At 34.5% G+C, this 12,009-nt stretch carries 14 protein-coding genes and 2 riboswitches; of the genes, 5 read left to right on the top strand and 9 right to left on the bottom strand.

Features of this window, described 5'->3' with window-relative positions:
• Positions 1-19 precede the first annotated feature (19 nt).
• The 3 genes from BGI23_RS19445 to BGI23_RS19435 form a co-directional block, all read right to left on the bottom strand.
• On the bottom strand, positions 20-385 hold the full coding sequence (locus BGI23_RS19445) for a DUF3915 family protein (protein ID WP_000468018.1): 366 nt from the start codon (positions 383-385) through the stop codon (positions 20-22).
• A gap of 196 nt (positions 386-581) precedes the next feature.
• Positions 582-800 (bottom strand): hypothetical protein, encoded by a 219-nt coding sequence (locus tag BGI23_RS19440; RefSeq protein ID WP_000100487.1) that lies wholly within the window; start codon positions 798-800, stop codon positions 582-584.
• 290 nt (positions 801-1,090) lie between these two features.
• Positions 1,091-1,708: a nitroreductase family protein gene (locus BGI23_RS19435; protein ID WP_000180604.1), complete on the bottom strand. Its 618-nt coding sequence runs from the start codon at positions 1,706-1,708 to the stop codon at positions 1,091-1,093.
• A 332-nt stretch (positions 1,709-2,040) separates the two neighbouring features.
• Between BGI23_RS19435 and BGI23_RS19430 the strand changes: the two genes are divergently transcribed.
• From BGI23_RS19430 to BGI23_RS19415, 4 genes are all read left to right on the top strand, one after another.
• Positions 2,041-3,333, top strand: a complete 1,293-nt coding sequence (locus tag BGI23_RS19430) for a GGDEF domain-containing protein (RefSeq protein WP_001023204.1) — start codon at positions 2,041-2,043, stop codon at positions 3,331-3,333.
• Between the two features lie 90 nt (positions 3,334-3,423).
• The gene (locus BGI23_RS19425) at positions 3,424-4,563 is read left to right on the top strand and encodes a serine hydrolase domain-containing protein (protein ID WP_000591952.1); all 1,140 of its coding nucleotides are present in this window, start codon (positions 3,424-3,426) and stop codon (positions 4,561-4,563) included.
• A gap of 4 nt (positions 4,564-4,567) precedes the next feature.
• Entirely contained in the window at positions 4,568-5,446 is an 879-nt protein-coding gene (locus tag BGI23_RS19420) for an NAD(P)-dependent oxidoreductase (protein WP_070806781.1), read from the top strand.
• A gap of 5 nt (positions 5,447-5,451) precedes the next feature.
• Positions 5,452-5,784: a DUF3909 family protein gene (locus tag BGI23_RS19415; protein ID WP_000365613.1), complete on the top strand. Its 333-nt coding sequence runs from the start codon at positions 5,452-5,454 to the stop codon at positions 5,782-5,784.
• A gap of 38 nt (positions 5,785-5,822) precedes the next feature.
• Here the strand turns inward: BGI23_RS19415 and BGI23_RS19410 are convergent, their stop codons facing one another.
• From BGI23_RS19410 to BGI23_RS19385, 6 genes are all read right to left on the bottom strand, one after another.
• Entirely contained in the window at positions 5,823-6,098 is a 276-nt protein-coding gene (locus tag BGI23_RS19410; protein ID WP_000054670.1) for a hypothetical protein, read from the bottom strand.
• 304 nt (positions 6,099-6,402) lie between these two features.
• Complete coding sequence (locus tag BGI23_RS19405) at positions 6,403-6,915, bottom strand: 1,2-dihydroxy-3-keto-5-methylthiopentene dioxygenase (RefSeq protein WP_000057307.1); 513 nt, start codon at positions 6,913-6,915, stop codon at positions 6,403-6,405.
• Complete coding sequence (locus BGI23_RS19400; RefSeq protein WP_000811326.1) at positions 6,893-7,531, bottom strand: methylthioribulose 1-phosphate dehydratase; 639 nt, start codon at positions 7,529-7,531, stop codon at positions 6,893-6,895. The genes BGI23_RS19405 and BGI23_RS19400 overlap by 23 nt, the downstream gene beginning before the upstream one ends.
• Positions 7,528-8,187 carry a 2-hydroxy-3-keto-5-methylthiopentenyl-1-phosphate phosphatase gene (mtnX, locus tag BGI23_RS19395; protein ID WP_070806780.1) on the bottom strand — a complete coding sequence of 220 codons (660 nt, stop codon included), beginning with the start codon at positions 8,185-8,187 and terminating at the stop codon, positions 7,528-7,530. The genes BGI23_RS19400 and mtnX overlap by 4 nt, the downstream gene beginning before the upstream one ends.
• A complete protein-coding gene (mtnW, locus tag BGI23_RS19390) occupies positions 8,184-9,428 on the bottom strand; it encodes a 2,3-diketo-5-methylthiopentyl-1-phosphate enolase (RefSeq protein WP_044793866.1) in 1,245 nt (414 codons plus the stop codon). The genes mtnX and mtnW overlap by 4 nt, the downstream gene beginning before the upstream one ends.
• 64 nt (positions 9,429-9,492) lie before the next feature.
• A riboswitch (SAM riboswitch) is annotated at positions 9,493-9,598 on the bottom strand.
• Between the two features lie 64 nt (positions 9,599-9,662).
• Positions 9,663-10,841, bottom strand: a complete 1,179-nt coding sequence (locus BGI23_RS19385) for a pyridoxal phosphate-dependent aminotransferase (protein ID WP_044793867.1) — start codon at positions 10,839-10,841, stop codon at positions 9,663-9,665.
• A gap of 14 nt (positions 10,842-10,855) precedes the next feature.
• On the opposite strand from BGI23_RS19385, the gene BGI23_RS19380 reads away from it, so the two are divergent.
• Entirely contained in the window at positions 10,856-11,719 is an 864-nt protein-coding gene (locus tag BGI23_RS19380) for a carbon-nitrogen family hydrolase (protein ID WP_044821791.1), read from the top strand.
• Between the two features lie 72 nt (positions 11,720-11,791).
• Positions 11,792-11,933, top strand: a riboswitch (SAM riboswitch).
• Positions 11,934-12,009 lie beyond the last annotated feature (76 nt).

Genomic DNA, 12,009 nt, shown 5'->3' with positions numbered 1-12,009 from the left:
TTGAAGATAAGGAACAAAATTAGATAGCGACAGCAACGATATCAGCTGGGCATACACGTAAAATACCAGTAAAAGTATTTCGGTTTTGATTGTGCTTATCGTCTTTATTGTTATCTTTGTTATCTTTGTCATTACGAGCTAAAGCAGAGAAAAGAGCAACACCGTTACAGAAACCTTCAAAAATTACATTGTTGAAAGATCCAACACCTTTAACGCTTAATAGAGAAAGCTCTGTTCCAACTGAAATGCTAGCAAGTACGTTACATACAGCTGGTTGTTGTGGTCTAACTACTTCTCTCTCTTTCTCTTTCTCATGATGTCTGCACTCTCTTTCATGATGATGACAGTCTCTAAAGTTATCACAGCATCCAAATGATCCAAACATAATCCTCATCACCCCCTTCACACTTATAATCTATGTAAGTTCGGTAGTGAGTGACTGGACAGAGAGTGGAATTTTTTCTAGGGGAATTTCTCATTTTAAAAGACTAGCTGGGTGTTTATTACGGAATGATGTTTAAAATAGGATAGATATCACAAAAAAGTGTAAAGACCACCGAAATGAATGAAATAGGTAGCCTTTACACTTTTTTGCTTTTATATAAAACGATGATATATACAGGAAGAGCTAACAGTAGCGGTACAATGGATCGTGCAGTATGTTTTTCTGATTCTAATTGGAATGCTTCTTCTTTTGGAAATTGTAAAACTGAAATATTTGCAGCATCGCCAATAAAATATAGAAGCAGTACAGTTACTATGTAACATAAAAGTGCAATAAAGCTTCCGTATGAACTCAATGAAAATCCCTCTCTTGTTATCTATTTGTTATCATTGTATCATAATTGTAACAAAAACACACGGTTATATTTCGATACTTTAACAAAATTCGACACGAAACGTCATTTATATGTATGCGAATAGCATGAAATTTACTGTTTTTTATGTGTGGATGTCGAATCATACATTTTAGTATTACGGATGTGTGACAGAATAAAAAAAGAAACGAAGGTAATGAAATTACCTTCGTTTCTTTTTTATTCGTATGAAAGGGCAGTAAGACCCTCACACTGATTCAAGTTTCACTTTATTATTTTGCCCATTCACTCACTTGTTCTACGCTCATTCGTGGTGCAGGATGGCCTTTTAAAGTTGATTCCCCAATTGTAATAAGCATAATTGGTACGTAGCGAGATGAAACATTGAATTCTTCTGTAAGTGCTTGTGGGTTGAAACCACCAATCGCACAAGTATCCCAGCCAGTTGCTTTAGCTGCAAGCATAAGTTGCATTGCTGCTAAAGATGCATTTGAAAAGGCTGCATCTCTTGGGAATTGCTCACGGGCATATGCAGACTCAATATTTTTAGCTAAGCGTTCTTTTGCTTCTTCTTTCATAAATCCTTGTTCTACAATTGGACCATAAACGGGTTCAACGTTTTTATAAGCTTCTAAATCACCTAAAATAGCGACTACAGCAGAAGCATCAAGAATTTGTTGTTGGTTATAAGCAATTGGATGTAATCGTTTCTGTACATCTTCACCTTGGAATACAAGGAATTTCCAATGCTGTAAATTCCAAGCAGAAGGTGCTTGAGCAGCTCCCTTTAAAATCTCGTGTAACTCTGTAGATGAAATTTCTTTCTCTGGGTTGAATGCACGTGTAGATGTGCGTTCATATAAAACATTAAAAAAGTTTTCGTTTGTCATTATATATCCTCCAAATTACATATCAAATTATGAAAAAAATACATGTAATATATTCTACTTACATTTTGTAAGTTGTCGAATTTAAGAATATAATATCTTTATTTTAATTGTCAAGTTTTCAAGCGGAAGCTAGGGCATTCATACAAACGATACAATTCCTATAATCATACACTAAAAAAGGAATTTATAGAGTGAAAAAGCAAAGATAACATTCTCAATTAGCTTGTTAACATGTATCCCTCACTCATTAAAGTTTTTAGAGAACAGTTTTTTATAAAATGTTTGTGAGGAATTCTGTAGAACAAGATATATGAAGTGAGTGAAGACTAGTGATGAACATACTACATTTTTTATTAGAGAATACGGTTTTCCAAAATGTATTACAAGATCTTCAGTTAAATGTCCTTTATATAGAAAATGGATGCACACATCAACAAACGATAGAAAATATCCATCCAAAATGTATGTTTATAGCAAATAGTTTTGAAGAAGGAGAAGTATTATTTCAGAGGACTAAACCACATATTGTAATTATGTATGTAACAGATTTTTCTCAAATAAAATATATAAAGAATATGTATAATCCACAGAGTACATTTATTGTCATTTGGGATCAACAAATAACAAGCGAGTTTGCAGAGGTGCTTACGTTAGGAATACGTAATATTGTGATAGCCCCTGTGACTCCGCAAATGGTGTTAGAGGAAGTAAATAAAAGTTTATATCAGCTTTCTTTAGTGCGGCAAGTAAGTTTGCAACAAGAACTACTTCAAACGATGTTTGATTTTCGAAATGATCTATTATTTATAGTAGAAGACGATGAGATTGTTGATTGTAATACAAATTTTTTAGAGTTTTTCGGATATGAAAATTTGTTTGCTTATCGTGAGCAACATTTAGTATTTGCTGAACATCTTATTAGAGAAAATGGATACTATTCAACAACTCATGATATAACATGGTTAGATGATACATTATCATATGATAGACGAATTAAGATGTCCAACTATGAAGGGGAAGTGTCAACTTTTTTATTGCGTGCGACACCATTGCCAGAAGATTTATCAAGATTTATTGTGAAGTGTACAGAGATTACCGAATTAGATGAAATCTATCAAGAACAAGAAAGACTTGCTATGATAGATTCGTTAACAGAGATTTATAATCGTTTGAAATTCCAACAAATACTCGAGGCAGAATGGGATAATGCGATGCGTAATAATGAAAACATAGCACTTATTTTATTTGATATAGATAATTTTAAAGCAGTAAATGACACGTATGGCCATGATTTTGGTGACTTAGCATTAATTGAGCTTGCAGAGCTCATGAAATCTAAAGTGGAGCAGCAACATGTATTTGCTAGGTGGGGAGGAGAAGAATTTATTATTTTAGTAACGAATACAGTAGAAAAAGAAGCATTTCAAGTTGCGGAATCATTACGATTTTTCATTGAAACAAAGCAATTCTCAGGAATTTCGAAATTAACAGCGAGCTTTGGAGTTGCATTATATGAAAAAGGGATTACAAGAGAAGAATTAATGCAACGAGCGGATATTGCATTATATGAAGCGAAAAAAAATGGGAAAAATCAAGTGTGTGTATATAGAAAAGAAAAAAAGTGATTTTTCGCAACAAATTGTTGCGATTTTTTTTTATTACTTGATAATAGAGTGTAGGGGGGATTTTGAACGAAGGAATTATGGAGGAACAAAATGATAAAAAAAATAATGATGATAGTTTCAATATGTGCAGTAGTTTGTGGAGGAGTATACTATTTTCTCTATAATTCTAATATAAAGGAAAATAAAGAATTAACAACTAAGGTGAATCCTGCTGTTGAATCAGAAGTACAAGAGAATATAGAAGAAGAAAAAAAAGAAAAGCAAATTGATTACGCTAGCATATCTCAAAAATTAGATCAATATTTAGTCGGAAAGCAATTCAATGGAACAGTTTTGGTAACAGACAAAGAGCATGTTATATTGAATAAAGGATATGGGTATGCTGATGTTCAAAATAAAATAGAAAATACGCCTCACACAAAATATCGTATCGGTTCTATTACGAAAACAGTTGTGGCTACATCTATTTTACAACTGCAGGATCAAGGTAAGCTAAATATTCAAGATAATGTAAATAAATATATTCCTTCATTTCCGGAGAATAAAAATATTACGTTATATCATTTATTAACGCATACCTCTGGTTTACCTGAACACGCAAAAGGCAATGTTAATGCTGCTTCCCGTTTACAGTTAATGAATTGGATTGGACGTCAAAATTTAGAATTTCCTGCAGGAACAGGTTGGAGATATACAGATTATAATTATATGGTGCTTGCCTATATAATAGAACATATATCGAAAAAACCTTTAGGAGATTATATAAAAGAAAATATATTTACAAAAGCAGATATGCATGAATCTGGTATGGGAAATATGGTACCTGGAGATAAAAATTTTACAAAGGGTTATGTGAAAAAAAATCAAGAGCTTGTACCAGCGCAGAAGGTAGGCATGGATTGGCTATATGGTTGTGGTGAGATGTATACGACAGTTGGAGATATGAAGAAATTAGACGAAGCAATTATAAATGGAAAACTTCTTTCTGAACAAAGTATACAAGCGATGTTTTCACCTTCAACAGAACGAAAATATGCATTTAGTTTTTACATATATCCGGATTATTTTCATAATCATGGTGTACTATCTGGTTGGAACACTTTCAATAATTTTAATAAAGAAAAAGGGATTTTTGTTATTTTATTTTCAAATGTGAAAAATAGTATGGATGATGACTTCAATAAAGATTTTCGAAAGATGGTAAGTGATTTATTAGAACAAAGGGGATGAGAAAATGAAACATAAAAATGTATCAATTGGTTTCATTGGTATTGGTGTAATGGGAAAAAGTATGGTGCGTCATTTCATGCAAGACGGTCATACAGTATATATATATAATAGAACAAAATCGAAAACAGACTCTTTAGTGCAAGATGGTGCAAATTGGTGTGATACACCGAAAGAGTTAGTAAAGCAAGTTGATGTTGTAATGACTATGGTTGGGTATCCACATGATGTAGAAGAAGTGTACTTTGGGATAGATGGAATTTTGGAGAATGCAAATGAAGGTACGATTGCAATTGATTTCACGACATCTACACCAACATTGGCAAAACGTATTAATGAAACTGGTAAAAGTAAGAATGTATATACGTTAGATGCACCTGTATCTGGAGGAGACGTTGGTGCGAAAGAAGCAAGACTCGCAATTATGGTCGGTGGAGAGAAAGAAATATATGATAGATGTTTACCGTTATTTGAAAAACTAGGAACAAATATTCAGTTGCAAGGGCCTGCTGGAAGTGGACAACATACAAAAATGTGCAATCAAATTGCGATTTCTTCTAATATGATTGGAGTATGTGAAGCTGTTGCTTATGCGAAAAAGGCTGGATTAGATCCTGATAAAGTATTGGAGAGTATTTCAACGGGAGCAGCAGGTAGCTGGTCATTAAGTAATTTAGCTCCTCGAATGTTAAAGGGAGATTTTGAACCAGGTTTTTATGTAAAGCATTTTATGAAAGATATGAAGATCGCGTTAGATGAGGCTGAAAGATTACAATTGCCAGTACCAGGTTTAAGTTTGGCGAAGGAATTGTATGAAGAGCTAATAAAAGATGGGGAAGAAAATAGCGGAACACAAGTGTTATACAAAAAATATGTAAGGGGGTAAATGAGATGGATCTTCAAAAATTTGATGAGATGATTGATACTGTACAAAGAGCAACATGTATACAAATTAATGAAAAACAAAAAGAAGCTTTTAAACAAAAATATGATTTTGAACCGAATTTCGAATATGGAAGAGATGAGAAAGGGCATTATGTTATTCGAACTTCAAAAAAGATGCTAGAAGAAATGGAATTTTATTTGGCATTGAAATATGATCGAGATGGAGTTGACCTTTACATGGAAGCGGAGATTGATGGTATATATCATGTATCTGTTAGCTATAGTGAAGACGCTTTGCACCTACAAGAATTGTTTCAATTTCTAGAAGAAAAAAAATAAAAGTCCTCATTTGAGGACTTTTATTTTTAATTTTGTAATTATAAGCTAGAAGCCCGGCGGCATCGTTCAATTGGGAATGGAATAACTTGCGCGATGTGATTAGGACCGAATTGTTTTGTACGAGCATGGCGTACTATATAAAATGCACAGAGAATTGAAACAGGAATAGCACCGAATAAACCAAAAAGTAAAGCGCTTACACAAGATGCAACAAAACCTAAAACACCAACTTCTAACTCTTCCATAATAGCTCCTAGAATAATAGGAAGTGCTCCACACGTAACCCCTAGTATAAGTGCGATAAGTAAACTCATGATTCTCCCCCTCTGTTTGCGATTTTCTTTTCCTTCTTAGTTAATTGTAGTATATCATACATAAAACAGAATTTTCAGAAAAAGTTCAAAAAAAGTTCAATAAATGTTCAAAAAGTCTTAATAAATATACTTGAAAAATTGAAGGGAGAGATTGTACTGAAAAGAAGGAATAATACGGTTAGAACCATAAAAAATCAGGCTTATTTCAAAATGAAATAAGCCTGTTCCATAGGAGGATGTATATATGTAGAGTGAATAAAAGGTTGGAAAAGGGGGTCCAAGGCCTTTTATTCAACTAACTACCTTAATAGATTGGAACCCAGCCTTCAGTTGTAACAAAAATACGAATAGCTACAACTTGACGATCATCTTGCAAGGTAAAATAATGTCTTGCATTTTCAGGAACAGATATGAGATCGCCTGGCTCAAGTTCAACGTCAAAGAATGTCCCATCTTTTCCTTCAATGGCAAAGATGCCATGACCACTAACAATAAAGCGAACTTCATCATCAGTATGATGGTGTTCTTTTTGGAAATTAATTAATAGTTCGTCAAGGTTAGGTGTGCTATTTGAAAGTGAAATTACATCATGTGCTTTATAACCTCGGCGTGATGAAACATCAGCAATTTCTTTTGAAAACACAGCTAATATTTCAGCTTTGTTTTCATCTGTTAATGAGTAATTTTCTTTTAAATGAGTAGGAAGTTTGGAAATATTCCATTTCTCATATAAAACGCCTTCCTCTTGTAGAAATTTTGATACTTCCACTTCATTTTCAATGCGAGTATTTATTTCATGAATACGAATTTGCGCCATTAGAAACGCCTCCTTGAATTGATAATAGTTTTATATGAAATTGGAATAAAAACTCATAAGCTTCTAATCTTTTCTTTGCATCAAAGCTATCTCGGCCCCATACGGTAATACCATGGTTACGGATTAATACTGCCCCCGAATCTCCTTGTATATGCTTGCGGAAGTTTTCTCCAAGCGTTGGGATATGAGCATGGTTTTCGATAATAGGAATGTGAATTGTTGCATCTTCTTCCCAAATATCGAGAGCTTTAATAATTTCTTGATTTTGAAGTGTGACTGCATCACTATATAAATTTGTGATAACATTGTTATCGGTTGTATGAACATGAAGGACGCACCCGGCATTCGTATTGTTATAAATATGTGTATGCAAGATTGTTTCTGCTGAAGGGCGTAATTCAGTCTCTAATACGGGAACACCTAGATGATCTACTAATAGAAAATCATCTGGAGTCGTTTTTGTTTTATCTTTACCACTTGCTGTAATGAGAAAAGTGAGTGGTTCATGACTAACCTTTATAGAAATATTACCACTCGTTGCTGGAAACCAATTTCGTGTCGTTAATTCTTTTTTTATCTCGCTTAAGTCATACCATTGACGAAAAAGTTGTTTCATAATTTCACCTCCAACAAATGTTTTAATTCAGCTTGAACATCGTGAAATGTTTCAAATGGTGTATAAGAAATATGATTTTCCTCACATTTTGTAATAAGGAAGTCACGAGCGAACACTTTATCCGCTTGTTTCGCAGCTTGTAAATCAGTAATTGAATCTCCGATTACAATATGGAAGTCATTTGTATTACTTAATTTACGGATGAGTGATGATTTACATAATCCGCAATGATTTTGACAATGATGATCACAAGGATGAGGCCAATTCACCGTAATGTATTCATTTGAAAAATCTGTTTCATTACAGTAAATTTGCTCTTTCGGAATGAGTCCTTGTAAGAGTGGATAGACGAAGAAATCCATTCCACCTGATATAACATAAAAGGAAATATTATTTTTATTTACAAATTGTATAAATTCATGAAAACCATTACGGATTTCAGCAGTCTCTATTAAAAATTGAATAATTTCATCGTGCAGATTAGTAGGTATGAATTGAAATAATTGAGAAACACCTTCTTGAATAGATAGCTCTTGTGATAAAATTCTATTCTTTACTTCTTCAGCTTCTGGTGGTGCAAATTTTTCCATAATGGACATAATGTTATCATTATTTGTAATCGTGCCATCGAAATCACAAAATATTTGAATACTCATAATTTCACCTCATGAGAGGGATTTCCCCATATTTGTAGTGCGCTATGCAAATTTATGTCATCTACTTCATGGAGTGGTTTATTTTGCAAAGTAGCATCAATTGCAGCACGGAAAGCTTTACCGCCGCCATGCGCCCCATTTGGATGTCCATGTATTCCGCCACCAGCATTAATCACAACATCTTTACCGAAATCTCGTACAATAAAGGGAACGAAACCAGGGTGAATACCAGCAGACGGAACAGAAAAGCTCTTCTTGAAACATGCATCGTCTTCAGTTAAATATTTTGAGATAGCAAGAGCTTCCTCTTTTTCTAGCGCAACACTTCCGTATGGAGATGGGAATAATGAAAAGTCAGCCCCAGCATAACGGAGTAGCTTTCCGAGTAATAATGGAGATGAAACTCCATATAACTTAGATGCAGAATAAGCACCACTTACAGCAGGGTGTGCCATAATAGGAACTGGGATTTCATCATCTTCTGCAAGTGATTGTAGTACATCTAGTCCGTAAGAGAATACGTTAAATAATAGAATATCGGCTCCAGCTTGCACTGCACGTTTCGCATTTTCTTTTAAATCAAAAGTTCGTCCTGTTAAATTTACGGCATATAACGTTTTATGTCCGTACGTTTCATATACGGATTGTAAAACTTCTTTTCCAGATACGATGCGTTTCGTAAGTGGTGTTAATGCATTTTCGAATAATATTTCATCATCTTTTACGATATCTACACCACCAATTGCTTGATCGCGTAATTGCGTTTTTAAATACCCAATATTTCGTCCAATCATTCCTTTAAAAATACTCATTAAAAGGGGACGATCATGTACTTGTAAAAGATTTCGAATACCATCTATCCCGAATTTTGGACCAGGAAACTGTTTTTTTAATTCGTCTGAAAAAGTTAAGTCAATTAATTTTACTTCGCCATCAAGTGATAGCTTTCCAAATGTAGTCGTTAAAATTGCTGGTAAATCCGGACTGAAATTTAATAACGGATATTCGATTTTAATAATTCCGCGTTTCACTTTTTTACGTAAATACGAATTGGTATGTTCATGTGCAGCTAATTCCTCAACATGAATGACGTTGCCTTTATGCTGCTTTAATTGTTCTTGCAATAAATGTGGCAAATGAGTCCAAGAGCCAATTGTTAAACCGAGTGCAATTTGCTCAGCTTTTTTTTCTAAGTTATGTGAATCATCATGGATTAAATATGTCGCTATAATTCCGCTCATTGTTATAACCTCCTAGTTAAATAAAAAAACCTCTCAGCTAAGGAGAGGTTTTTTTACAACCAGCTCCTTATCTGTCAGCGTAATGCTGCGAGAATTAGCACCGTGTCTACAATTGTAGATCGGTTGCCGGGTTTCGTCGGGCTCGTCCCTCCACCTGCTCTTGATAAGAAGTATTTAGAAATGTTTAAATTTTTAAGATAACTGAATTTTGTCAGATATTTTTCATGTTGTCAATTACTTTTTGAAAAAATTTAATTTATCAATTCGATGAATGGCTTCTCTTAACCTATCTTCTGTATGTAAGAGACCAACACGGACATACCCTTCGCCATGCTCACCAAATCCAACACCAGGAGCAACTGCGACATGTGCTTTTTCTAGTAAAATATTAGAAAATTGCTCAGAAGTATATCCTTTTGGAACAGGAAGCCATGCAAAAAATGATCCTGTTGGAATGTCTACATTCCAACCAATTGAGTGACAAGCTGAAATAAGAGCGTTTCGTCGAGCTTCGTAACTATTTACAAGGTCTATTACGCAAGACTGTGAACTTAATAGTGCTTCGCGGGCGGCATCTTGAACTGCACCAAAAATACTAACATACATATGATCTTGTAATAAGTTAATGGTTTCAATGACACTTTCATTCCCTACTGCAAAAGCGATACGCCACCCAGCCATATTGAAAGTTTTCGATAGAGTATAAATTTCAATTCCTGTATCTTTAGCACCGTCTGCTTGTAAGAAACTAACTGGCTTTTGACCATCGAACCCTATAGCACCATAGGCAAAATCATGAACAACCAATATATTGTGTTTATTAGCAAATTGAATCGTTTCATCAAAAAAATCTTTTGATGCAGTAGCACCTGTAGGGTTATTTGGGTAGTTTAAAAACATTAATTTTGCACGCTCGGCAATAGAGTCGTCAATTTTTGTATAATCTGGTAAAAATTTATTTTCTGCAATAAGCGGCATTGTTTCAAATTGTGCTTTCGCTAAAGCGACACCTGATAAATAATCTGGATAGCCTGGATCGGGAACGAGAATTGTATCACCAGGGTTTGTAAAGCAAACTGGTAATTCTACTAATCCAGCCTTTCCACCAAACAATATAGCAACTTCAGTTTTCGGATTTACTACTACATCATATTCACGTTGATAGAATGTTGCCACGGCTTCTTTTAAGCTTTCATGTCCGCGAAATGGCGGATATTTATGATGAATGGTCTTTTCAGCAGCATCTTGCAAAGCTTTTACGATATGCTGCGGTGTTGGTTGATCTGGATTACCTTGACCTAGATTAATAACATCGTGACCAGCTGCAACGACTTTGTTAACTTTTGCAACAAGTGAAGCGAAAAATTGTGTTGGCAATGATGTTACTATCTCAGAAGGTTGAAATGATTTCATACTTTCCACCTCTTTTGAAAGTTGTTACAATTCTAGTGACAAATGATATAATCTTTCCAGTATTTTGTAAAGAAAAAAATGAGAATGGGGCTGAAAAAATGAAAGTCGCATGTATTCAAATGGATATTGTCTTTGGAGATGTAGAAAAAAATATTGAGAATGCTAAAAATAAAATAAGCGAAGCGATGAAGGAAAGACCAGATGTTATCGTCTTACCAGAACTATGGACAACAGGTTATGATTTAACGAGACTCTCTGAAATTGCAGATAGGGATGGATTGGAAACGAAAGAAAAGTTGATAGAATGGTCGAAACAATATGGTGTACATATTGTTGGTGGTTCTATAGCAAAGCAAACGGAACAAGGTGTTACAAATACAATGTATGTTGTAACGAATAAAGGAGAACTAGTCAATGAATATAGTAAAGTGCATTTATTTCAGCTTATGGATGAACATAAATATTTAATCGCTGGAAATCGTACTGGTGAATTTAAGTTAGATGATGTAGAGTGCGCCGGCACCATTTGCTATGATATTCGTTTTCCGGAGTGGATGCGCGTTCATACTGCTAAAGGTGCAAAAGTTTTATTTGTTGTAGCTGAATGGCCATTAGTTCGTTTAGCGCATTGGCGTTTACTATTACAAGCAAGAGCAGTTGAAAATCAGTGTTATGTTGTAGCATGTAATAGGGCAGGGAAGGATCCAAATAATGAGTTTGCTGGCCATTCTTTAATTGTCGATCCTTGGGGTGAAGTTGTTGTAGAAGCGAATGAAGAAGAATCAATTCTATTTGGAGAGCTTACATTCGAGAAAATTAAAGAAGTACGCAAAGGAATTCCAGTTTTTGCAGATCGACGTCCAGAATTATACAAATAAAATGTTGACAAGTGATTTTTATTCTTGGTATAGTCTTCAACATAAAGTTAAAAATTCTAAAAAATTATACAACTCTTATCAAGAGCAGGTGGAGGGATTTGGCCCGATGAAGCCCAGCAACCGACCGTAATACCATTGTGAAATGGGGCGTTTATGACGCCAAAAGGCACGGTGCTAATTCCAGCAGAAAGTAAAACTTTCTGGCAGATAAGAGGGGAGAAGATAAACTTCAAACCTCTTTCTTAGTGGAAAGAGGTTTTTCTGTGTTAGAAAAACCTCTGAATTAAAAA

Source organism: Bacillus sp. ABP14 (assembly GCF_001831375.1).
GTDB classification, from domain to species: Bacteria; Bacillota; Bacilli; order Bacillales; family Bacillaceae_G; genus Bacillus_A; species Bacillus_A paranthracis.
Note: the sequence above shows the minus strand (reverse complement) of the source record. Positions and strands in the feature narration are given on the sequence as shown.